General features: G+C 74.4%; 14 protein-coding genes and 1 pseudogene. 8 read left to right on the forward strand and 7 right to left on the reverse strand.

The window, feature by feature from the left end:
- Nucleotides 1–46 precede the first annotated feature (46 nt).
- Nucleotides 47–1,261, reverse strand: a complete 1,215-nt coding sequence (locus ACPC54_RS39100) for an HAD family hydrolase (RefSeq protein WP_498971975.1) — start codon at nucleotides 1,259–1,261, stop codon at nucleotides 47–49.
- A gap of 1,082 nt (nucleotides 1,262–2,343) precedes the next feature.
- Here ACPC54_RS39100 and ACPC54_RS39105 point away from each other — a divergent pair.
- Nucleotides 2,344–2,769 (forward strand): annotated as a pseudogene (locus ACPC54_RS39105) (universal stress protein); the annotation flags it as partial.
- Between the two features lie 93 nt (nucleotides 2,770–2,862).
- Here ACPC54_RS39105 and ACPC54_RS39110 read toward each other — a convergent pair.
- The 4 genes from ACPC54_RS39110 to ACPC54_RS39125 all read right to left on the reverse strand — a co-directional run bounded on the left by ACPC54_RS39110 (nucleotide 2,863) and on the right by ACPC54_RS39125 (nucleotide 9,299).
- Nucleotides 2,863–4,053 (reverse strand): acyl-CoA dehydrogenase family protein, encoded by a 1,191-nt coding sequence (locus ACPC54_RS39110; protein ID WP_498971977.1) that lies wholly within the window; start codon nucleotides 4,051–4,053, stop codon nucleotides 2,863–2,865.
- Nucleotides 4,054–4,225: 172 nt separating this feature from the next.
- On the reverse strand, nucleotides 4,226–5,212 hold the full coding sequence (locus tag ACPC54_RS39115; protein ID WP_498971978.1) for a hydroxymethylglutaryl-CoA lyase: 987 nt from the start codon (nucleotides 5,210–5,212) through the stop codon (nucleotides 4,226–4,228).
- On the reverse strand, nucleotides 5,209–7,455 hold the full coding sequence (locus ACPC54_RS39120; RefSeq protein WP_498971980.1) for an acetyl/propionyl/methylcrotonyl-CoA carboxylase subunit alpha: 2,247 nt from the start codon (nucleotides 7,453–7,455) through the stop codon (nucleotides 5,209–5,211). Before ACPC54_RS39120 ends, ACPC54_RS39115 begins: the two co-directional genes overlap by 4 nt.
- Before the next feature lie 134 nt (nucleotides 7,456–7,589).
- Entirely contained in the window at nucleotides 7,590–9,299 is a 1,710-nt protein-coding gene (locus ACPC54_RS39125; protein WP_498971982.1) for a carboxyl transferase domain-containing protein, read from the reverse strand.
- 132 nt (nucleotides 9,300–9,431) lie between these two features.
- Between ACPC54_RS39125 and ACPC54_RS39130 the strand changes: the two genes are divergently transcribed.
- Together ACPC54_RS39130 and ACPC54_RS39135 are read left to right on the forward strand one after the other, a co-directional pair.
- Entirely contained in the window at nucleotides 9,432–10,142 is a 711-nt protein-coding gene (locus ACPC54_RS39130; RefSeq protein ID WP_498971984.1) for a TetR/AcrR family transcriptional regulator, read from the forward strand.
- Nucleotides 10,143–10,528: 386 nt separating this feature from the next.
- Nucleotides 10,529–14,590, forward strand: coding sequence for an ABC transporter ATP-binding protein (locus ACPC54_RS39135; RefSeq protein ID WP_498971987.1), 4,062 nt, complete (start codon nucleotides 10,529–10,531; stop codon nucleotides 14,588–14,590).
- Nucleotides 14,591–14,679: 89 nt separating this feature from the next.
- Here the strand turns inward: ACPC54_RS39135 and ACPC54_RS39140 are convergent, their stop codons facing one another.
- Entirely contained in the window at nucleotides 14,680–15,633 is a 954-nt protein-coding gene (locus tag ACPC54_RS39140; RefSeq protein WP_498971988.1) for an ATP-grasp domain-containing protein, read from the reverse strand.
- Nucleotides 15,634–15,730: 97 nt separating this feature from the next.
- Here ACPC54_RS39140 and ACPC54_RS39145 point away from each other — a divergent pair, with 97 nt between their 5' ends.
- Nucleotides 15,731–16,261, forward strand: a complete 531-nt coding sequence (locus tag ACPC54_RS39145; RefSeq protein ID WP_498971990.1) for an NUDIX hydrolase — start codon at nucleotides 15,731–15,733, stop codon at nucleotides 16,259–16,261.
- A 104-nt stretch (nucleotides 16,262–16,365) separates the two neighbouring features.
- Here the strand turns inward: ACPC54_RS39145 and ACPC54_RS39150 are convergent, their stop codons facing one another.
- Nucleotides 16,366–17,373, reverse strand: coding sequence for a hypothetical protein (locus ACPC54_RS39150; protein WP_498971992.1), 1,008 nt, complete (start codon nucleotides 17,371–17,373; stop codon nucleotides 16,366–16,368).
- Between the two features lie 364 nt (nucleotides 17,374–17,737).
- Between ACPC54_RS39150 and ACPC54_RS39155 the strand changes: the two genes are divergently transcribed.
- The 4 genes from ACPC54_RS39155 to ACPC54_RS39170 all read left to right on the forward strand — a co-directional run bounded on the left by ACPC54_RS39155 (nucleotide 17,738) and on the right by ACPC54_RS39170 (nucleotide 22,399).
- On the forward strand, nucleotides 17,738–19,309 hold the full coding sequence (locus ACPC54_RS39155) for an APC family permease (protein ID WP_498971994.1): 1,572 nt from the start codon (nucleotides 17,738–17,740) through the stop codon (nucleotides 19,307–19,309).
- A gap of 186 nt (nucleotides 19,310–19,495) precedes the next feature.
- The gene (gene trpS, locus ACPC54_RS39160) at nucleotides 19,496–20,536 is read left to right on the forward strand and encodes a tryptophan--tRNA ligase (RefSeq protein ID WP_498971996.1); all 1,041 of its coding nucleotides are present in this window, start codon (nucleotides 19,496–19,498) and stop codon (nucleotides 20,534–20,536) included.
- Nucleotides 20,537–20,734: 198 nt separating this feature from the next.
- A complete protein-coding gene (locus ACPC54_RS39165; protein ID WP_498971998.1) occupies nucleotides 20,735–21,706 on the forward strand; it encodes a S66 peptidase family protein in 972 nt (323 codons plus the stop codon).
- Between the two features lie 18 nt (nucleotides 21,707–21,724).
- Entirely contained in the window at nucleotides 21,725–22,399 is a 675-nt protein-coding gene (locus ACPC54_RS39170; RefSeq protein ID WP_498972000.1) for a nucleoside/nucleotide kinase family protein, read from the forward strand.
- Nucleotides 22,400–22,492: the final 93 nt, after the last annotated feature.

Genomic DNA, 22,492 nt, shown 5'->3' on the forward strand with positions numbered 1-22,492 from the left:
GGGGACGGCGGGCCGGGCTTCCGATCCGTCGCCGCGGCTGCCGTAACTACTGGGCGGCGGCGGCGGCCGGTTCGGCGAGCGGGACGGGGCACGCCCCGGCGGTCTGCGAGGTCCGCGGGGCGCCGTTCCGCCCGATGACGGGCGCGATGACCGGTGTGGTGACCGGTGCGATGACCGGTGCGGTGATCGGCCCGATGACCGGCGCCGCGGCGGGGGTGCCGCCCGGCCCATCCTCCGCCGTGCGGAGCGGAGTTGGCCGCCCCGCCGCAGCGGTGCGGCGGCCCTGCACGCCCGCCGTCGCCGGGGCGTTCGCCGCCGCGCCCGCCCGCGGGCCGGAGCCCGCTCCCGCGCGTGGGAGGTTGTCCGCGAACACGGCAAACCCGCCGGAGCGGTTTCGGACACCCGACCCGCCTCCCGCGCCCGGGGCGCAGCCCGGTCCGGCGTTCGCGGCAACGGGCGCACCCGGGCCGTCCGCGGAGGCCGTCGCCGAGTGCACGCCGGATCGCGCGCCGAGCGGCGCCGTCGCCCGGGCCGGCGCGCCCGCGACCCGAAGTCGGGCCGCCCCGCCCGCTCGGACGCCCGGCCGTGGCGAGGGCGCGGTGCGGGCGGCGAGCACCTGGCCCACCGCCTCGGGCAGACCGGCCGCCTTCAGCGTCGGCCGGTAGCCGACCTCCGACCACGGCCGGCCGTGGTGCAACCAGACGCTGCGCAGCCCGGAGAGTTCGGCGCCGGCGATGTCGGCGGGCGCGTGGTCCCCGACCATCCAGGTGTGCGAGGTCCAGTCCCCGGTCGGCGGGACGCCGCACCGCCGGGCGGCGATCTCGAAGATCAGCGGGTCCGGCTTGACGCAGTCGGCCTCCTCGGAGATGACCCAGCCGTCGACCAGTGCCCCCAGCCCGGTCCGCCGGATCTTCTCCAACTGCGGCCGGGTGCCGCCGTTGCTGACGATCCCCAGCGTCCAGCCGGCGTCCCGCGCGGCCCGCAGCGCCGCGACGTGTCCGGACGGACAGTGGATGTGCGAGTTGATGCCGCGTCGGAAGTGCGCGAGCAGGAACTCGACGGAGGCGTCCAGGCCGTAGCGGCGCCGGACGGCGGACAGTACGGTGCTGCGCGGCACGTAGCCGCTGCCGTCGAGGGTGACGAACCATTCCACGTCGCTGGGCGGTAGGTCGTGTTCGGACAGGAAGTCCTGCGCCCAGGCCCGGAAGGCGGCGTCCCGGGGCAACAGGGTGTTGTCGAGGTCGAACAGCAGCAGGGGCATGTCGAGCATGGTGCCAGCGCCCGCGCCTATGCACCTGGCAAATGCCAGACGGAGTCGCGAAGCCGTACGAAGTGGCCGAAACGGACCGCGGCACCGGTCGCGCGGGTGGGCCGGACGGGCCGCCCGGGGCCTATGGGACGCGTGCGACGTAACGGTTCGCGACAACTCGCAACGGATCGTCGCCGATCCATGACAGTCCGGTCACGGTGTCCCGTGGGCCTGTTGCGCCGCCCGGTCCGCTCAGTCAAGCTCCAGGGAACCTCCATTCCGGAGGGGGCGCGACCGCCTGCGGGCAGGGCGCACCGCCGCGGCGGGCGCATCCCCCTTTCGCGGGAACAACGTCGCTCCGGGGCTTCGCCGGTGGGTCGGGCCCCGTGCCCGTCGTACTCTGAAAGGAACAGGTCACATACGGTGCTGCGCGGCGCAGACCGACGTCATCCCGTGGGCGGGCCTGCTGCCCGGGCAGCGTTGTCCACTCCTGTCGGCCCCTCTCCCTCGAAGAGCCGTGAGCCATGGCTGGTTTTGAGCCTTCCCGACCGGTGGAACCGGACGCGCCCCGCAGCGCGGGCGCAGGAACCGGCGCAGACGGCGGCCGCGCGGACCTCGTCCCGGCCGAAGACCACGGGAAACGCGTCGACGGCGGGCAAGCCGACGAGGTACGCGGTGACGAGCGGCCCGACGTCCTCGGCGTCCGCGGTGACGACGCTCGTGACGGCGTTCGTGACGACCGGAGGCAGGCGGGAGGCCGCCCCGGCGCCGCAGCCGGCGGTACCGCGGCTCCTGGCGCGACAGCGTCCGGCGACGCGGGCCCTGGCGTGGCGGGCACCGAGCGAGCCGGCCCCCGACGCCTGGCACGAGCGCTGCGCGGCCTCACCGGACGCGGCGAGGCCGGACGTGCCGGCGCCGACCGCCGTGACCGCCCCGGGCCCCGCCAACGGCGTGGCGAGCCCCCGGCCGGCCCTGTGGGACCTCCGGTGACGGGCCGCCTGGGCCCGGGCGCCGAGCGCCCGGAGGCAGGGCCTGGTGCACCCGGCGGTGCGCACCGCGAGCCCTCGGCTCAGGAGGCCGAGGCGGGCGCCCCCGACCCGGTGTTCCAGCACGGTGTGGTGGTCGGTTTCGACGGCTCGCTGTCGAGCGAGCGCGCCCTCGCCTACGCGGTTGGCATGGCGCGCCGTTCCCAGTGCGGCCTGGTGATCGTGCACGTCGCCAACCGCCTGCCCGCCACGGTGTGGGCCGGCTGTGAGCCTCCGGTCTTCGTCGACCTCCCCGACCACCGGACCGAGGTCCTGGGCCTGGAGTTGGCCTGTGCGGACTTCCTCAGCGGGGTGCCCTGGATCCTGGTCGAGCGCGGCGGCGACATCTGCCACGAGATCGAGGAGGTCGGCCGTGAGTACGCCGCCGACGCGATCGTCGTCGGCACGACGCACGGCCTGCTCGGCAAGATCTTCGGTTCGGTCTCCGGGCGGCTGGCGCGGCGGGCCAACCGCCCGGTGATCGTGATCCCCTGAGCCGGCCGACCCGGAAGGCCGGACGGCTCGGGCGGGTTCCTCAGTCGGGTTCCTGAGTGACGTCCCTCAGGAACCCGACTCGGGAATCGACTCTCAGGACTCGACGCCGAGGTGCCGGGCGATGAGCATCCGCTGCACCTCCGACGTCCCCTCCCCGATCTCCAGGATCTTGCAGTCGCGCCAGAACCGGGCGACCGGGAATTCGTTCATGAAGCCGTACCCACCGTGGATCTGGGTCGCGTCGCGGGCGTTGTCGACGGCGGCCTCGGACGAGTAGAGCTTCGCGATCGCGGCCTCCTTCTTGAACGGTTCGTCGTGCAGCAGCCGGGAAGCCGCGTCCCGCCAGGCCAGGCGGGAGGTGTGGGCGCGCAGCTCCATGTCGGCGAGCTTGAACTGGATGGCCTGGTTGGCGCCGATCGGCCGGCCGAAGGCCCGGCGCTGGCCGGCGTACTTGAGGGACTCGTCCACGCATCCCTGGGACAGGCCGGTGGCCAGGGCGGCGATCGCGATGCGCCCCTCGTCGAGGATGCGCAGGAACTGGGCGTAGCCTCGGCCACGCTCGCCCAGCAGGTTGGCCGCGGGAACGCGGCAGTCGGTAAAGGACAGTTCGCGGGTGTCGGAGGCGTTCCACCCGACCTTCGAGTACTTCTTCGAGACCGTGAACCCCGGGGTCCCGGTGGGCACGATGATGGAGGAGATCTCCCGCGTGGGCGAGCGGAATTCGCCTTCTTCACTCGAACGAGCGATCGGTTCGGTGAGGGCGGTGACGGTGACCAGTCCGGTGATGTCGGTGCCGGAGTTGGTGATGAAGCACTTCGTCCCGTTGATGACCCACTCGTCGGTGGCCTCGTCGTACCGCGCGGTGGTGCGGGTCGCGCCGGCGTCCGAGCCGCCCTCGGGCTCGGTCAGGCCGAAGGCGCCGAGGATCTCGCCCGAGGTCAGCCGGGGCAGCCACTCGCGCTTCTGCTCCTCGGTGCCGAAGCGGTAGATCGGCATCGCGCCGAGCGAGACGCCGGCCTCCAGGGTGATGGCCACCGAGGAGTCGACGCGGGCGAGTTCCTCCAGGGCCAGGCCGAGCGCGAAGTAGTCGCCGCCCATGCCGCCGTACTCCTCCGGGAACGGCAGGCCGAACAGGCCCATCCGCCCCATCTCGCGGACGATCTCGTACGGGAACTCCTCCCGCTCGTAGAACTCGCCGATCTTCGGGGCCACCACGTCCTGGGCGAACTCGGCGACGGTGCGCCGCAGTTCCTCGTACTCGCTGCTGAGTCGGTGGTCGAGCATCTGATCCTCCTGGTGCCCGGCCGGGGTGGCCGCGGGCATTCGCGGAATGACCGGCTCCTGTCTGACGGTGTGACAGTCGCGCGGTGTGGTTGGGGGATGGGCGTGGTGCCCGGCGCCGGTCGGGCCGTGCGGACGGCCGGCGCCGGGCCGGGCCCGGCGGGTGCGGGGCGGGTCAGCCCCGGGCGGCGCCGAGCAGCGCCTGGACGGTTCGGGAGGGGCTCGGCCGGCCCAGGCGGTCGGCCATCCAGCCGCTGGTCGCGACCAGCGCCCGCAGGTCGACGCCGGTCCGGATGCCGAGCCCGTGCAGCATCCACACCAGGTCCTCGGTGGCCAGGTTGCCGGTCGCGCTCTTGGCGTACGGGCAGCCGCCCAGGCCGCCGGCCGACGCGTCCACCGTGGTGACGCCCGCGCGCAGCGCCGCCAGGGTGTTGCTGAGCGCCTGGCCGTAGGTGTCGTGGAAGTGCACGGCGATCCGGTCGGTCGGCACCCCGGCCCGGGCGAAGCCCGCCAGCAGGGCGTCGACCTGGCCCGGCGTGGCGACGCCGATGGTGTCGCCGAGGCTCAGCTCCGCGCAGCCCATCTCCAGCAGCTCGGCGCCGTACCGGACCACCTGCTCGACCGGGACGGGCCCCTCCCAGGGGTCGCCGAAGCACATCGAGAGGTAGCCGCGGACGGCCGTCCCGGCCTCGGTGGCCCGGGTCACGACCGGGCGGAACATCGCCATGGCCTCGTCCGCGGAGCGGTTGAGGTTGCGCCGGGCGAAGGTCTCGGTGGCGCTGGCGAACACCGCGACGTCGGTGGCGCCGTGGGCGAGCGCACGGTCGAGGCCGCGCTCGTTGGGCACCAGCACCGGCAGCCGCAGGCCGGGGTGGCGCTCCGGCAGGTCGGCGAGCCGGGGCATCAGCTCCTCGGCGTCGGCCAGCTGCGGTACCCATTTCGGGTGAACGAAGCTGGTGGCCTCGACGGTCCGCAGGCCGGCGGCCGCGAGCCGGGCGATGAACTCCGCCTTGACCTCGACGGGCACCAGGGACTTCTCGTTCTGCAGCCCGTCGCGCGCCCCGACCTCGTGGATCCGGACCTCTTCGGGCAGGCCGGCGGCGCGGACCGGGGCGGGCAGGCCCAGGTCGAGGGCGTCGGGCTCGTGGGTCGCGGCGGTCATGACCGGACCTCCTCGGCGGCCGGCTCGGCGGCGTCCTCGGCCGGGGTGACGACGACCAGCAGGTCCTCCATCGCGACGGTCGCGCCGGCGGTGGCCCGCAGCTCGGCGACCACGCCGTCGTGCGGCGCCGCGATCACGTGTTCCATCTTCATGGCCTCCAGCACGAGCAGGGGCTGGCCCTTGCGGACCGTCTCGCCCGTCGTGGTCTTGACGACCGTGACGGTGCCGGGCATCGGGGCGGTCAGGGCGCCGTGGTGGGCGCCGGCCGCGGCGGCGCTCTCGCCGACCGGGTCGTGCGGGTGCACCGCCCAGGCGTCGCCGTCGACGCCGAGCCAGGTCACCGGGCCGGCGGCGAGGCCGGGGTCGGTGTCGGCGGCCAGCGCGAAGGTGGTCTGCAGGCCGTCGACGGTCAGGTGCAGGCGGTCGCCGACCCGGGCCGCGCGGGCGCGGTGGACGGGCCCGGCGTCGAGCCGGAGCTCCACCTCCATGATGCGCCCGGCGGAATTGTCAGTGGCGTCGGCTACGTTGCCCGCAGTGATCGGACGGATGCGCACCGACACCGGGTCCTGGCCGGGGGCCCGGAGCCGGTGGGCGGTCCAGGCGGGGGTGCCGCCCAGGCGCCAGCCGGAGGGAAGGGAGAACGGGTCGGTCCAGCCGCCGGGGTCGGCGGCCGGGGTGAGGTCCAGGTGCCGTGCCAGCGCGGCCGCGTAGTAGAGGAGGTGGGCGGGTGACGGAGCTTCGGTCGCCGCGGGGTCGGTGGCGTCGGCGGGCGCTGCCGGCGGGGCCGCGTTCGCCGGGGAGTACGGCGAGGCGAGCAGGGCCGGCTGCTGCCGGGCCGTCTGTTCCACCAGGCCGGTGTCCAGTCGGCCGGCGACGACCTCGGGGTGGGCGAGCAGTCGGCGCAGGAAGCCGGTGTTGGTGGTGACGCCCAGGACGCGGGTGTCGGCCAGCGCGGCGCGGAGCCGGCGCAGCGCGGTCGGGCGGTCGGGCCCGTACGCGATGACCTTGGCGAGCATGGGGTCGTAGGCGCTGGTGATGACGGTTCCGGGGGCGACCCCGGAGTCGACGCGGATGCCTTCGCCCCGGGGCTCGTCCAGGGTGAGGATGCGGCCGCCGGTGGGCAGGAAGTCCCGTTCCGGGTCCTCGGCGCAGATGCGGGCCTCGATGGCGTGGCCCTGGAAGGAGACATCGGACTGATCGAAGGAGAGCGGTTCGCCGGCGGCGACGCGCAGCTGCCACTCGACCAGGTCGAGTCGGGCTGAGTCCTCGCTGATGGCGATGGCGAGTTCGGTGACGGGGTGTTCCACCTGGAGGCGGGTGTTCATCTCCATGAAGAAGAAGTCCCGCACCCCCTCGGCGGAGGCGGAGGCGGGGGAGTCCGGGTCGATGCCGGGGACGATGAACTCCACGGTGCCGGCCCCGGTGTAGCCGCAGGACTCCGCGGCGCGGACGGCCGCGGCGCCCATCGCGGCGCGGGTCTCGGCATTGAGGAGAACGGAGGGAGCCTCTTCGATCAGTTTCTGGTGGCGGCGCTGCAGGCTGCACTCGCGCTCGCCGAGGTGGACGGTGGTGCCGTGGGCGTCGGCGAGCACCTGGACCTCGATGTGGCGCGGCCGGTCGACCCAGCGCTCCAGGAGCAGGGTGTCGTCGCCGAAGGCGGTCCGGGCGACGCGGCGGGCGGCGGCGATCTCGGTGGGCAGGTCGGCGGGGTCCCGCACCAGCCGCATGCCCTTGCCGCCGCCTCCGGCGGACGGCTTGAGCAGGACGGGGTAGCCGATCTCGTCGGCGGCGGCGACGAGGTCCTCGTCGCTGGGCGCCGTGGCCTGGCTGCCGGGGACCACCGGGACGCCGGCGGCCCGGACGGCCTCCTTGGCGTTGATCTTGTCACCCATCAACTCGACCGCACCGGGAGGTGGTCCGATGAAGACGAGGCCCGCGTCGGCGCAGGCGCGGGCGAAGCCGGGGTTCTCGGCGAGGAAGCCGTAGCCGGGGTGGACGGCCTGGGCGCCCGTGCGGCGGGCGGCGGCGAGGATCTGGTCGGTCCGCAGGTAGGTCTCGGCAGCCGAGCTGTCGCTGCGGTCGGCCGGGCCGAGCCGGACCGCGACGTCAGCCTCGCGGACGTGCGGGGCGTCGGCGTCCGCGTCGCTGAAGACGGCGACCGAACGGACGCCGAGCCGCCGCAGGGTGCGAATCACCCGCAGGGCGATCTCGCCGCGGTTGGCGACCAGAACTGTGTCGAACATGGGAGGCGTTCCTCCGGGTCGAGGGGGCCGTACGAAGGAGGTGGTGGTGACCGGGCGGGGGGGGGGGGGGGGGGGGGGGGGGGGGGGGGGGGGCGGGGGGGCGCGGGCGACCGGGGTGCGCCGGCGCCGGCGGGTCACATCCGGAAGACGCCGTACGGGCCGGCGGGCGGCAGCGGGGCGTTGGCGCAGGCGGTGAGGGCGAGACCGACCACGGTGCGGGTGTCCATCGGGTCGATCACGCCGTCGTCCCAGAGCCGCGCGGTGGCGTAGTAGGCGTTGCCCTGGTGCTCGTACTGCTCGCGGACCGGGCGCTTGAACTCCTCCTCCGCCTCGGCCGGCCACTGCTCGCCGTGCGCCTCCAGCTGGTCGCGGCGGACGGTGGCGAGGACGGAGGCCGCCTGCTCGCCGCCCATCACGGAGATCTTCGCCCCCGGCCACATCCACAGGAAGCGAGGTGAGTAGGCCCGGCCGCACATCGAGTAGTTGCCGGCTCCGTACGAGCCGCCGATCACCACGGTCAGCTTCGGGACGCGGGTGCAGGCGACGGCGTTGACCATCTTGGCGCCGTTCTTGGCGATGCCGCCCGCCTCGTACTGCCTGCCGACCATGAAGCCGGTGATGTTCTGCAGGAAGAGGAGGGGGATGCCGCGCTGGTCGCACAACTCGATGAAGTGCGCGCCCTTGAGGGCCGATTCGGAGAACAGCACGCCGTTGTTGGCGACGATGCCGACCGGGTGACCGTGGATCCGGGCGAAGCCGGTGACCAGGGTCGAACCGTACTCGGCCTTGAACTCGGCGAAGCGGCTGCCGTCGACCAGGCGGGCGATCACCTCGCGGACGTCGTACGGCGTGCGCGGGTCGACCGGGACGGCCCCGTACAGGCCGGCCGGGTCGACGGCCGGGGGCTCGACCGGAGTGAGCGGCCACGGCCTGGGCTCGCGCGGGCCGAGCCCGGCCACGATCGTGCGGACCAGGGAGAGGGCGTGGGCGTCGTCCTCGGCCAGGTGGTCCGTCACACCGGAGGTGCGGGAGTGCAGCTCGCCGCCGCCCAGCTCCTCGGCGGTGACCACCTCGCCGGTGGCGGCCTTCACCAGCGGCGGGCCGCCCAGGAAGATCGTGCCCTGGTTGCGGACGATCACGGCCTGGTCGCTCATCGCCGGGACGTACGCGCCGCCGGCCGTGCAGGAGCCCAGCACGGCGGCGATCTGCGGGATGCCGGCGGCGGAGAGCCGGGCCTGGTTGTAGAAGATCCGGCCGAAGTGGTCGCGGTCCGGGAACACCTCGTCCTGCATGGGGAGGAAGGCGCCGCCGGAGTCCACCAGGTAGACGCAGGGGAGGCGGTTCTCCAGCGCGACCTCCTGGGCGCGCAGATGCTTCTTCACCGTCATCGGGTAGTAGGTGCCGCCCTTGACAGTGGCGTCGTTGGCGACCACGACCACCTCGCGGCCGGCGACCCGTCCGATGCCGGAGATCACCCCGGCGGCGGGCGCCGCCCCGCCGTACATCCCGTCGGCCGCCAGCGGGGCCAGCTCCAGGAAGGGCGAGCCCGGGTCGAGCAGGGTGTCCACCCGGTCGCGGGGGAGGAGCTTGCCGCGCGAGGTGTGGCGGGCGCGGGCCTTGGCGCCGCCGCCGAGCGCGGCCGCGTCGAGCTTCGCCCGCAGTTCGGCGACCAGGGCCCGGTGCGCCTCGGCGTTGGCCTGGTAGGCGGCGGAGCCCGGGTCCGCGGAGGTGCCGAGCCGGGGCGCCGGGGCGGCCGCTCCCGGTGCGGCGGCACCCGGCACCGCGGTGCCGTTCGTCGCGCTGAGCTGGACGCCGGTGGCTGTGCCGGCGGTTGAGATGACCATTCCCAAGAGCTCCCTTGCCCTCGGCACCAGGACGGCGGCCGGGTGCGGTGCGGCCACGATCCCCACGTTAATGAACGTTAACTTACGCGGCCAGGTTAACGCTCGATAACCCGACTGTCTACGATGGGCGGCATGCCGAACGTCCCGACAGCCTCCGCACTCACACGCCGTGACCAGATCCGCCGTGAGGCCGCGAGGCTGTTCGCCGCCCGGGGCTTCCTCGGTGTCGGCGTGGACGAGATCGGCAAGGCGGTCGGCATCAGCGGCCCCGGTCTCTACCGCCACTTCGCGGGCAAGGACGCGATGCTCGCCGATCTGCTGATCGGCATCAGCGAGCGCCTGCTGGAGGAGGGCCGGCGCCGGGCCGGCGGCGGGGGTGGACCGCACGCCGCCCTGGACGCGCTGATCGGCGGCCACGTCGAGTTCGCCCTCGACGACCGCGACCTGATCACCCTGCACGACCGTGAACTGCTGAACCTCAAGGAGGAGGACCGCCGCACCGTCCGGCGGCTGCAGCGCGGCTACGTCGAACTGTGGGTGGACGTGGTCCGGCAGGCCTACCCGCCGCTGGCCGCCCCCGGCGCGGAGCCGGTGGCCCGGGCGGCCGTGCACGCCGTCTTCGGGCTGATCAACTCGACCCCGCACAGCCTCGGTTCGAACCCGGGCCAGGGCGAGCGCGCGGGACTTCAGCGCGACGGCATGGCCGCCCTGCTGCACGCCCTCGCCCACGGCGCCTTCGCGGCGGCCGCGAACTCGGCGACCGGCGCGGGAGCCGGGGCCGAGGCGAGGGGCAAGGCCGGAGCAGAGCCCGGGGTCGAAGCCGGGACCGAAGCCGAGGCCTGAGCCTCCCGCCCCCTCGCCCCCACCTCCGGCCCTAGGTCCAAAGGCCGGTGCCCGCCCGCCCCCGGCCGCTGGGTGCGCGGCGCCCGTTCGGCGACCCTGGAGGGGGCGCGGTCGGCCGGCCGGTCCGAATTCGCGTTCGACCGGGAATCGGGGCAGGCCGCAGGCTGTTGGTCTGTCCGCCGGACCGGACGATCCGGGCTGCCCGGGCGTGTCCCTCGGCTCAACGGGGTCGAAAACGCCGTGGCGGCCACCCGACGAAATGGTTAGCATCCCTAAATATGCCCGAGACTCACGGATCTACGGTGGAGCAATCCCAGCCATCCCCGAGCGGCACCCCGACCCCGGCCCAGGGCTCGGCCGGCGCGGCCCCCGCCCCGAGTCGGGCCGTGCCCGACGACGCTCCGGGCCCGGCCGCCGCCGGTGACGCCCCGGAGGCCGCCGGCTGGCTGCGCCGCCTGCTCGGCTACTGCTGGCGGTCCCGCCGCAGCCTGCTGCTCGCCTTCGGCGCCTCGCTGCTCGGCATGGCCGTCACCGCGCTGGTGCCGCTGGTCACCAAGCTGATCATCGACGACGTCATCACCACCCACACCCGGCCCCTGGCCCCGTGGGCGCTGGTGCTGCTGCTCGCCGCCGCCGTGGTCTTCGGCTGCACCCAGGTCCGCCGCTACTTCGGCGGCCAGCTCGCCCTGGACGTCCAGCACGACATGCGGGCGGACCTGTTCCGCTCGCTCGGCCGGCTCGACGGTCACCGCCAGGACCGCCTGGACACCGGCCAGGTGGTCGGCCGCGCCACGTCCGACCTCCAGCTGGTCAACGGCCTGCTCTCGATGCTGCCGATGATGACCGGCTACCTGCTGATGTTCGTCATGTCGCTGGGCGTCATGGTCTGGCTGTCCCCGCCGCTCACCCTGATCGCCCTGGTGATGGCCCCGGCGCTGTGGTGGATGTCGGTGCTCAGCCGCAAGCGCCTGTTCCCCGCCACCTGGGCGGCCCAGCAGGAGGCCGCCGCCGTCGCCGGCGTGGTGGACGGCGCGATCGGCGGCGTCCGCGTGGTCAAGGGCTTCGGGCAGGAGGCGCAGGAGCTGGACAAGCTGGAGGGCGCCTCCCGGAACCTCTTCGCCGCCCGGCTGCGCTCGATCCGGCTCAACGCCCGCTACAACCCCGCGATGCAGGCGATACCCGCGCTCGCGCAGGTCGCGGTGCTGTTCTTCGGCGGCTGGCTGGCCGTCGACGGCCAGGTCTCGCTCGGCACCTTCGTCGCCTTCTCCACCTACGTCGCGCAGATGACCGGCCCGGTCCGGATGCTGACCATGATCATCACGGTCGGCCAGCAAGCCCGGGCGGGTGTCGAGCGCGTCCTGCAGCTGATCGACGAGCGCCCGCTGGTCCAGGAGCGCCCGGGCGCGCTCACCCTGGACCTCACCCTCGGCGACACCACCGCGGAGACTCCGGCCGGCGTCGCCACCGTTGACGCGAACACCACCGCTGACGCGAGCACCACCGCGGCCGCGGCCGCCACCACCGGCACCCCGGTCGGCCCACGGACCCGGGACGTCGCCCTGGAATTCGACCAGGTCGAGTTCCGCTACGACCCCGAGCACCCCGCCCCGGTCCTGCACGGCCTCAGCCTGACGCTGGCCCCCGGCGAGACCCTCGCCCTGGTCGGCGCCTCCGGCTCCGGCAAGTCGACGGTGGCCCAGCTGGTGCCCCGCTTCTACGACCCGGCCGCCGGCACCGTCCGCCTCTACGGCCACGACCTGCGCGACCTCAGCCTGGACTCGGTCCGCGCGGCGGTCGGCATCGTCCCCGAGGAGAGCTTCCTGTTCTCGGAGTCGGTCGCCACCAACATCGCGTACGGCCGCCCCGACGCCACCGACGAGCAGATCGTCGCCGCCGCCCGCGCCGCCCAGGCCGACGAGTTCATCCGCGCGCTCCCGGACGGCTACGACACCAAGGTCGGCGAGCAGGGGCTGACCCTCTCCGGCGGCCAGCGCCAGCGCATCGCCCTCGCCCGGGCGATCCTCACCGACCCCCGCATCCTGCTGCTGGACGACGCCACCTCGGCGGTCGACCCGCAGATCGAGGCGGAGATCCACGACGCCCTGCGGTCCGTGATGACCGGCCGCACCACGCTGCTGATCGCCCACCGCCGCTCGACCCTCCAGCTCGCCGACCGGATCGCCGTCCTGGAGCAGGGCCGGCTGCTGGACATCGGCACGCACGAGGAACTCGACGCCCGATGTCCCCAGTACCGGGCCCTGATCACCGACCCCGAGGCCGGCCGCACCCCGGCCGCCCAGAGCGGGACGGCCGAGGCCGGGCCCGCCGAGCCCGCCGAACCGAACGAGCCCGCCGAACCGAACGAACTCGCCGAACCGAACGAGCCCGCCGAACCGAACGAACTCGCCGGACCGAACGAGCCCGCCGAAGCAAACGGGCCCGCCGAATCGAACGGGCAGGCCTCATCGAACGGGAAGGCCGACCCCGCCCGGCCCGAGCCGGCCGCCGAGCCGACCCCCGACCTCCCCACCCCCGCCCTGACCAAGGCGGCCCGCACCGCCGACCCCGAGCTGCTGGCCAAGGTCGCCGCCCTGCCGCCCGCGGCCGACACCCCGGCCGTCCCCCGCGCCGAGGCCGAGGCGGGCGACGCCGACTTCACCCTCGGCCGCCTGCTGCGCCCCTTCCGCCGCCCGCTGGCGCTCGCCTTCCTGCTGGTCGCCCTGGACGCGGCCGCCGCCCTGGTGCTCCCGGTGCTGATCCGGGACGGGATCGACGAGGGCGTGAGCAAGAGCCTGATGTCCGGGGTCGCGGTGGCCGGGCTCGCCGCGCTGGTCGTCGTGCTGCTGGACTGGCTGGTCCAGGGCGCCGAGAACCGGGTGAGCGGCCGGACCGGCGAGCGCGTGCTGTACACGCTGCGGTTGAAGATCTTCGCCCACCTCAACCGGCTCGGCCTGGACTACTACGAGCGCGAGCTGACCGGCCGGATCATGACCCGGATGACCACCGACCTGGACTCGCTCACGTCGTTCCTGCAGACCGGCCTGGTCACCGCCGTGGTCAGCCTGCTGACCTTCGCCGGCATCTTCGCCGCCCTGCTGATCATCGACGCGGGCCTGGCCCTGGTGGTCTTCGCGGTGCTGCCGCTGCTGGTGATCGCGACCCTGGTGTTCCGCAGGAAGTCCAGGGAGCAGTACGAGCTGTCCCGCGACCTCATCAGCACGGTCAACGCCGACCTGCAGGAGAACGTGGCCGGCATGCGCATCGTCCAGGCGTTCCGCCGCCTGGACACCAACACCGACCGCTTCGTCGCCCGCGGCATCGCCTACCGCGACGCCCGGGTCCGCGCGCAGCTCTACATATCGCTCTACTTCCCGTTCGTCCAGTTCCTCTCCAGCGTGGCCGCCGCGCTGGTGCTGATCGTGGGCGCGTCCCGGGTCGACGACGGGACGCTGACGGTCGGCGCACTGGTCGCCTACCTGCTGTACATCGACCTGTTCTTCGCGCCGGTCAACCAGCTGTCCCAGGTGTTCGACGGCTACCAGCAGGCCTCGGTCGGCCTCGGCCGGATCCGCGAGCTGCTGCGCACCCCGACCACCACCGCCGAGGCGGCCGACCCGGTGCCGGTCGCCGGACGGCTGCGCGGCGAGATCGCCTTCGAGGGCGTCGGATTCGCCTACAACGGCGGTGCGGACGGCGCCCCGGACGTGCTGACCGACGTGAACCTGCGCATCCCGGCCGGTCAGACGGTGGCGCTGGTCGGCGAGACCGGCGCCGGGAAGTCGACGCTGGTCAAGCTGGTCGCCCGGTTCTACGACGCGACGGCCGGCACCGTCCGGGTGGACGGGGTCGACCTCACCCGCTACGACCTGGCGCAGTACCGCCACCGGCTGGGCGTGGTCCCGCAGGAGGCCTACCTGTTCGCGGGCACCGTACGCGAGGCGATCGCGTACGGCCGGCCGGACGCCTCGGCGGCCGAGGTGGAGAAGGCGGCCCGGGCGGTCGGCGCGCACGACATGATCGTCCGACTGTCGGGCGGCTACGACCACGAGGTCGCGGGCCGCGGACGGAACCTCTCGGCCGGCCAGCGCCAGCTGATCGCGCTCGCCCGGGCGGAACTCGTCGACCCGGACGTCCTGTTGCTGGACGAGGCCACCGCGGCGCTCGACCTGGCCACCGAGGCGGCGGTCAACCGGGCCGCGGACCGGCTCAGCGGCGGCCGCACCACGCTGGTCATCGCCCACCGCCTGACCACGGCCGAACGCGCCGACCGGGTGGTCGTGCTGGACCACGGCCGGGTGGTCGAGGACGGCACGCACACCGAACTGCTCGCCCGGGGCGGGACGTACGCCCGGCTCTGGCAGGCGTTCATCGCGGACGGCCACCACGCGGCCGAGCGGGCCGGTCAGGCCGGTCAGGCCGAGCCGGTCCAGCCGGTCCCGGCCGGGTAACCGGCGAACGGCGGCCGCAGCCAGCGGGCCCGACCGCGTTCGGTCGGGCCCGACCGGATCCGACCGAAGCCGGCCGGCCCCGCCGGCCGTCAGGCGGCGATCAGCGAGGCCAGCAGCCCGGAGGCGTCGATCCCGCGCGGCAGGTCGCTGACCTGCCCGTCCCCGACCTCGACCACCCGCCAGCCGGAGCCGTCCGCCAGCCGGGCGAGGTCGGTGGTGACGAACCGGCAGCCGAGTGCCCGGACCAGCGCCGGCACGTCGGTGAGGTCGGGCTCGACGGCGAGGTGCGGGGTGTCCGGGTGCGGCCCGATCAGCACCGGCCGGCCGTCCAGCCACCACACCCGCGCCTCCACGGCGCGCCCGCCGGTGCCGTCGTCCTCGGCATCCGCGCCCGGATCCCCGCCGCCGTCACCCCCGGCCGGCCCGGTGTCCGCACGCTCGAACTCCTCGTAGCGCCGGATCACCACCCCGCCGGCCAGGAAATCGCCCTGCAGCTCGACGAACCGCCCCACCACCCGCCCGACTGCCGCCAGGTCGGCCAACTCCGGTACGTAGCAAGCCTCGTGCCACTCGTGCTTGCGCGACTTCACGTAGTCCTTGACGACCGCCGGCCCGCTCCCGCCGAGCCGGGCCACCGCCGCCGCCAGCTCCTCCGGCCCGGGCCCCGCCGCCGAGCCGTCCCACGGAATCCACGCGCTGTCCGGGGTCGCCCCCTCGAACACCCCGTACCAGCCGGGCAGTTCGTGGGCCGCCGCGTACCCGGCCGCGCTGGTCAGCAGGGCGCCGCCGCGCTCGGCGAGTGCGGCGGCGAGCTCGGCGTAGCGGGTCGAGGGCACCATCCAGCCCCGGTACCAGAGCGGGCCGCTGTCCTCCGGCACCCGCCGGACGGCCTCCCGGGCGTCCCCGCCGAGCAGCGCGTCGTGGTCCACCAGGTGGTGCCGGCCGCCCAACTCCCGCAGCAGCCGGGCCTCCCACGCGAAGTGCGGGTCGGGCCGGCGCGGGTTGAGCGGATCGGCGGGGAAGATGATCGCGGGTACACGCATGGCGGTCAGGGTACGGCCGGCGAACGGGGGCGGGGGAGCGGTCGCGCCGTGCCGCGATCCGCTCGACGCCCTCACCGGCCGCTGCGAGAGTGGTCCGATGCGAAAACTGCTGCGCCGTAAGCGCGTTCCCCGGCAGGCCGCCCGCACGGTGGTCCTGGACGGGGACGGCTCGGTCTTCCTGCTCCGGTCGGACAACGACGAGGTGGGCGTGCACTGGACCATGCCGGGCGGCGGCCTGGAACCGGGGGAGACCCCGGAGCAGGGCGCCCGCCGGGAACTCTGGGAGGAGACCGGCTGGACCGACCTCGAACCGGGCCCGCTGCTCTGCACCTGGGAGCACGACTTCACCTGGCACGGCACCCCGGTGCGCCAGCACGAGCACATCTACCTCACCACCGGCCCGCACCGCGGCCCGGTCGGCGACGTCAGCGCGGTGCACGCCACCGACCGCATCCTCGACTGGCGCTGGTGGACCCGGGCCGACCTCGCCGACGAGAACGCCGACGCGCTCTGGCCGCCCCGGCTGCCGGAGCTGCTGGACGCCGTGCGGGAGGGCTGGGCCGTCGACGGGTGCGCCCCGGTGCCCGTCGAGCTCGGGTACGTCCCGAACGGCCCGGCGGCCCGCTGAGGAACCGCCCGACCGAGTGACGGCGACCGGGCCGCGGGGCGCCCTACCTGCCATGGGTGCCCCACCCGCTACGGACATCCGACCCGCTACGGACATCCGACCCGCTACGGGCGTCCGCCGCGTCGGCCCCGCCCGGCCGGAGCGGACTCCCAGCCGTGCAGCTCCAACTCCCGGTCGTGCAGCGCGCCGGGGTTCATCAGCACGGTCAGCCGGGCGGCGCCCAACTGCTCGACGGCGAGCCCGGTCGCGGACAGCAGCTGCTCGGTCGGCACCGACACGGCGATGGCGGGCCGCCAGGACGGCAGGACGACCAGGCTGGTGCCGCGTCCGACCCGGACGGCGTGCGCCGCGACCCGGACCGGTGCCCGCTCCTCCGGCCGTCCCACGGTCTCGGACTGGCCCGGACCGGCGCTGATCAGGATGCCGAGCGGCGGCTCGGCGCGGCCCGGCCCGGCCCCGGGCCCGCCGGCCGACCAGCCGGGGCCCGCATCCATGCCCGACGCCGCCGGAGGGTTCACCGTGCCGGTGGCCGGGGCGAGTCGGGGGTCCGCTGCGGTGGTCGCCGGGGCGCCTTCGCGGGCCGCTCCGAGGCCGGCACGGAGATCGGCTCGGGGTTCCGTCCCGGCCGGACAGGTCGCGGCCGTCTCCCGTGCGGCCGCCTCCTGCCCGGTCGGGGCCGGCTCGGGGTGCATCCGGCGCAGTCGGCGTGAGGGCGAGGGCCGCAGGGGGCCGAGGCCGTGCGGCCGCTCGCGGGCCGGACGCGGCAGCGCGGCCGGCGCCGGTGCCGACACCGGCGCCGACCGACCGGAGGGCACGGGCACGGACGGGGGTACGGGCGGGGGTACGGGCACGGGCACGGGCGCGTCGAGCGGTGCGGCGCCCGGCAGTTCGGCACGTCGCGGTTCGGCGTCCCGCAGCGCGGCGTCGAGCGGTCCACGCGGCTGCGGCACCGAGTCGGGCCGGGTGAAGCCGGACGGCTCCGCCTCGGCGGGGCCGGCGTCGGCGGCCCTCGTGATCGCGCAGCGCGCGGCGGGCGGGGGCGGGGCCCCGGCGCTGTCCGCCGGCGGGCACGGTTGGGACGGGTCGGTGGCGGTGGGGTGGAGCGAAGTCATCGGCGGGCCCTTCGGGGACGGTCCCGATGATCCTCCCGCACCGCGCGATCAGCTCCAAGCGTCATTTCAGGGCGCGTGCCCGCGGAATTCCGCCGACCCTACGGGGGTGGCCGCCCGAATGCCGCGCGCGAGGGATCCGCGGCGGCTCCTCGACCGGGGCGTGCGGCACCCGCTGCGCGCCGGGCGTGCGCACCCGTGTGCCGTCCCGAGGGGCTCGCGGAGGGACCGGTCGGACGGCACGGACGAACACCAACGAAGTGCAAAGAATCACCAAGAGTTGGTCTATTCAACATTTCGTGTCCGCACTTAGAGTGCGCTGGTGTTTGATCAGCAGCTCTCAGAGCGCAGAGGTAGCGGCCGGGCAATGGCGCCCGGCGCTCCGCAGGGTGCCCCGGTCAGTGGCACCAGTGGTGACGTCCCTGACGGTGGGACGGCCGGGGGAGCGGGGGACAAGGGCCTGCGGGGCGGCTCGGTCGGCCTGCTGGGCAGCGTGGTGCTGGGCGTCTCGACGGTCGCCCCGGTCTACTGCCTGACCGCGACGCTCGGCCCGACCGTCACCGCGGTCGGCGTGCAGATGCCCGCGGTGTTCCTGGCGGGCTTCCTGCCGATGCTGCTCGTGGCGTTCGCGTACAAGGAGCTGAACAAGGACTTCCCGGACTGCGGCACGTCCTTCACCTGGGCGGCCCGGGCGTTCGGCCCCCGGGTCGGCTGGATGGCCGGCTGGGGGCTGACCGTCGCGACCATCATCGTGCTGTCCAACCTGGCCGGGGTGGCGACGGAGTTCCTCTACCTGATGCTCGGCGAGATGACCGGGAGCGGCTGGATCGCCGACCTCGACCAGGACAAGGCCGTCCACCTGCTGACCGTGGTCCTGCTGATCGCCGGCGCCACCGCGATGAGCTACCGGGGGATGACGGCCACCAAGTGGTTCCAGTACGGCCTGGTCGGTCTCCAACTCGCCGTCCTGCTGCTGTTCTCGGGCATCGCGGTCGGCAGGGCCGTCTCCGGCGGCCTGCCGGACTCGATCGGCTTCTCGCCCTCCTGGCTCGACCCGCTCCAGGTGGGCTCGTTCAGCGCGTTCACCGCGGGCCTGTCGCTGTCGATCTTCATGTACTGGGGCTGGGACACCTGCCTCACCATGAACGAGGAGACCCTCGGCAGCGCCAGGACGCCCGGCCGCGCCGCGATGATCTCGATGGTCACCCTGGTCGGCTCGTACCTGCTGGTCGCGATCGCCGCGCAGATGTTCGCGGGTGCCGGCACCGCCGGCACCGGCCTCGGCAACCCGGCGACCGCCGACAACGTCTTCGCCGCGCTCGCCCGTCCGGTGCTCGGCTCGCCGTGGAGCATCCTGCTGTTCCTGGCGGTGGTCGCCAGCGCCGCCGCCAGCCTGCAGACCACCTTCATCCCCGTGGCCCGCACGCTGCTCGCGATGAGTGCCTACCGCGCGGTGCCGCCGCGCTTCGGTGCCGTCCACCCGCGCTTCCGCACCCCCGGCTACGCGACCGTCGCGGCCGGTGTCGCGACCGCCGTCTTCTACGTCGGCATGAGCCTGATCAGCGAGAACGTCGTCCAGGACACCATCCTGGCGCTCGGTCTGATGATCTGCTTCTACTACGCACTGACCGCCTTCGCCTGCGTCTGGTACTTCCGCCGCACCCTGCGCACCAGCCCGCGCGACCTCCTGCTCAAGGGCGTCGCCCCGCTGCTCGGCGGCGTGCTGCTGACCGCCGTCTTCCTGCAGACCCTCACCGACGCCTGGGCCCCCGACTACGGCAGCGGCTCCGTCCTCGGCATCGGCTCGGTGTTCGTCATCGGCGTCGGCATCCTGCTCCTCGGCGCCGCGCTGATGACCGGGTACGGCCGGATCCGGCCGGAGTTCTTCCGCGGCGAGACGCTGCGCAAGGACATTCCCGCCCTCGTCGTCGAGGACTGACGCTACGATGGGCCGCATGAAGCGCTTCACGGGCCTGTGCTGGTGGCCGTCCTAGGACGGCCACCACGCTCGCCTGACCAGGGCCGTCCGGGATTCGGACGGCCCTGACGCGTTTCTCCGCAGGACGGGGCCCCTCGCCCCGGACGGCCGCAGCCACCACCGCAGCCGCACCGAGGAGCAACCCCGATGACCAGCCCGATCTCCGCCCGGACCTCCGCCCCGACCGCCGACCCGGCCACCCAGCGCGTGCTCACCGGGGACCGCCCCACCGGGCCGCTCCACCTCGGCCACTACTTCGGCACCCTGCAGAACCGGGTCCGCCTCCAGGACCAGGGCGTCGACCTGTTCGTCCTGGTCGCCGACTACCAGGTGATCACCGACCGGGACGTCGCCGACCGGCTCGCCGAGCACACCGAGAACCTCGTCCTCGACTACCTCGCCGCGGGCGTCGACCCCGACCGCGCCACGATCTTCGCCCACAGCGCCGTCCCCGCCCTCAACCAGCTGATGCTGCCCTTCCTCAGCCTGGTCAGCGTCGCCGAACTGAGCCGCAACCCCACCGTCAAGGACGAGATCGCCCACTCCCGCCAGTCCGCCGTCAGCGGACTGATGTTCACCTACCCCGTCCACCAGGCCGCCGACCTGCTCTCCTGCAAGGCCACCCTCGTCCCGGTCGGCCAGGACCAGGTGCCCCACCTCGAAGTCGCCCGCACCATCGCCCGCCGCTTCAACGAGCGCTACCCGCACGCGGACGGCAGCGGCGTCTTCCCCAGCCCCCGGGCCCTGCTCTCCGACGCCCCGCTGCTGCTCGGCACCGACGGCGGCAAGATGAGCAAGAGCCGCGGCAACGCGATCACCCTCGGCGCCACCGAGGACGAGACCGCCCGCCTGATCCGCGGCGCCAAGACCGACGCCGAGCGCCGCATCGGCTACGACCCGACCGGCCGCCCCGAGGTCTCCAGCCTCGTCCTGCTCACCGCGCTCTGCCAGGAACGCGACCCCGAGGCCGTCGCCGAGGAGATCGGGGACGGCGGCGCCGCCGCCCTCAAGCGCACCGCCACCGAGGCCGTCAACGAGTACCTGCGCCCGCTGCGCACCCGCCGCGCCGAACTCGCCGGCGACCGCGGCCACCTGCGGCAGGTCCTGCGCGACGGCGCCGAGCGGGCCAACGCCGTCGCCGACGCCACCCTCGCCGAGGTCCGGGAGGTGATGGGTGCGATCGTCTGAAGGGCCCTCACCCGCTCGGGCCGGTGCATCGGTACATCGATGGGTCGATGCGTCGACGTGCCCGACGTACCGGTGCTCGACGCATCGGAACATCGACCGGTCGACGCGGGGGCATATCGTCACGGGCGGCCTCGACGTGTGCGAGGCCGCCCGAACGCTCCCGCACCCTCCCCACCCTCCCGAAAGGCGGACCGGCCCATGGACCAGCACCCGACCCCACCCGGACCGGGGCTGACCCGACCGCCGCACCTGCGCCCCGGCGACCACATCGCAGTCGTCGCGACCAGCGGCCCGATCGACCCCGAGCGGCTCACCGCGGGCTGCGAGATCCTCCGCTCCTGGGGCCTGCGCGTCACCGTCTCCCCGCACGTCCTCGACACCCACCCCGGCCTCGGCTACCTCGCCGGCACCGACGCCGACCGTGCCGCCGACCTCCAGGCCGCCTGGCTCGACCCCACCGTCGACGCCGTCATCGCCGCCCGCGGCGGCTACGGCGTCCACCGCATGGTCGACCTGCTCGACTGGACGGCCATGGCCGCCGTCCCGCCCAAGCCGTTCATCGGCTTCAGCGACGTCTCCTCCCTCCACGAGGCCTTCGCCCAGCGCCTCGGCCTCGCCACCCTGTACGGGCCGCTGGCCGCAGGCGCCGCCTTCGTCGACGACGGCCCCACCGCCGAACACCTGCGCCGGACCCTCTTCGAGCCGGCCGCCACCACCGTGCTCACCTCGCCTACCGCCACCGCGCTCGTCGGCGGCCGGGCCCGCGGCGTCACGGCCGGCGGATGCGTCCACGTCCTCGCCGCCGAACGCGGCACCCCCGCCGCCCGGCCGTCCTTCGCGGGCAGCATCCTCGTCCTGGAGGACGTCAACGAGCACCCCTACCAGCTCGACCGGCTGCTCACCCAGTTCCTGCGCTCCGGCGCCCTGGACGGCGTCGCCGGCATCGCCCTCGGCTCCTGGGAGGGCTGCGGACGGCCGGACCGGGTGCGACAGGTGATGCTCGACCGCCTCGGGCCGCTCGGCATACCCGTGCTCTGGGAACTGGGCTTCGGCCACTGCCCGTCCAGCCTCACCGTCCCGCTCGGCGTCCCCGCCCTGCTCGACGCCGACGCCGGCACCCTCACCCTGGACCTGCCCGCCCTCACCACACCCGCCCCCGCCGCGCACTGAGCGCACTAGGGTGCGGCCATGAACGAGGCCCAGCCCACCGCCCTCGCCCTCGGACTCCTCCGCGGCCCGGGCAGCACCGCCCGCACGATCCTCGGACTTGCCGGCCCGCCCGGCGCCGGCAAGTCCACCCTCGCCCGGCACCTGGTCGCCGAGATCGACCGCATCGAGGGCCCCGGCACTGCCGCCTACGTCCCCCTCGACGGCTTCCACCTCTCCGCCGCCCAGCTCGACCGCCTCGGCCTCGCCCACCGCAAGGGCGCCCCCACCACCTTCGACGCCCACGGGTACGTAGCCCTGCTGCGCCGCATCACCGAGGACCGCTTCCAGGACATCTACGTCCCCGACTTCGACCGCACCCTCGACGAACCCGTCGCGGCCCGCCACGTCGTCCGCCCGCACACCCGCCTCGTCATCACCGAGGGCAACTACCTCGCCTCCGCCGACGCCCCCTGGCCGGACGCCCGCCGTCGGATGCGCGAGCTCTGGTACGTCCACACCGACGACGCCGTCCGCGAGCAGCGCCTGCTGAGCCGCCACCGCGACGGCGGGCGCGACGAGGCCACCGCCCGCCAGTGGGTCAGCGGCAACGACCACCCCAACGGCGAGTACGTGAAGGCCGGCCGCTCGCTCTGCACCCTCACCGTCTCCGGGAGCGACTTGCCCGCGATGCCGGACAGGGGTAGTGTTCTCTAGTCGCTCGGCAGGGAGCACCGGACACGCATCGGCGCGGACGGTCCCGGGGCGGCCAATCCCTTGAAACACCACTTCCTGGTTCGCGCCGGGTCG

It is taken from the genome of Kitasatospora sp. NPDC094028 (assembly GCF_049543595.1).
In the GTDB taxonomy this organism is placed as follows: domain Bacteria; phylum Actinomycetota; class Actinomycetes; order Streptomycetales; family Streptomycetaceae; genus Kitasatospora.

Coding starts and splice junctions, on each gene's coding strand:
- ACPC54_RS39145 (WP_498971990.1), top strand. CDS start 15,731: ATGCGAAAACTGCTGCGCCGTAAGCGCGTTCCCCGGCAGGCCGCCCGC.
- ACPC54_RS39170 (WP_498972000.1), top strand. CDS start 21,725: ATGAACGAGGCCCAGCCCACCGCCCTCGCCCTCGGACTCCTCCGCGGC.
- ACPC54_RS39140 (WP_498971988.1), bottom strand. CDS start 15,633: ATGCGTGTACCCGCGATCATCTTCCCCGCCGATCCGCTCAACCCGCGC.
- ACPC54_RS39120 (WP_498971980.1), bottom strand. CDS start 7,455: ATGTTCGACACAGTTCTGGTCGCCAACCGCGGCGAGATCGCCCTGCGG.
- trpS (WP_498971996.1), top strand. CDS start 19,496: ATGACCAGCCCGATCTCCGCCCGGACCTCCGCCCCGACCGCCGACCCG.
- ACPC54_RS39130 (WP_498971984.1), top strand. CDS start 9,432: ATGCCGAACGTCCCGACAGCCTCCGCACTCACACGCCGTGACCAGATC.
- ACPC54_RS39165 (WP_498971998.1), top strand. CDS start 20,735: ATGGACCAGCACCCGACCCCACCCGGACCGGGGCTGACCCGACCGCCG.
- ACPC54_RS39150 (WP_498971992.1), bottom strand. CDS start 17,373: ATGACTTCGCTCCACCCCACCGCCACCGACCCGTCCCAACCGTGCCCG.
- ACPC54_RS39155 (WP_498971994.1), top strand. CDS start 17,738: ATGGCGCCCGGCGCTCCGCAGGGTGCCCCGGTCAGTGGCACCAGTGGT.
- ACPC54_RS39115 (WP_498971978.1), bottom strand. CDS start 5,212: ATGACCGCCGCGACCCACGAGCCCGACGCCCTCGACCTGGGCCTGCCC.
- ACPC54_RS39110 (WP_498971977.1), bottom strand. CDS start 4,053: ATGCTCGACCACCGACTCAGCAGCGAGTACGAGGAACTGCGGCGCACC.
- ACPC54_RS39100 (WP_498971975.1), bottom strand. CDS start 1,261: ATGCCCCTGCTGCTGTTCGACCTCGACAACACCCTGTTGCCCCGGGAC.
- ACPC54_RS39125 (WP_498971982.1), bottom strand. CDS start 9,299: ATGGTCATCTCAACCGCCGGCACAGCCACCGGCGTCCAGCTCAGCGCG.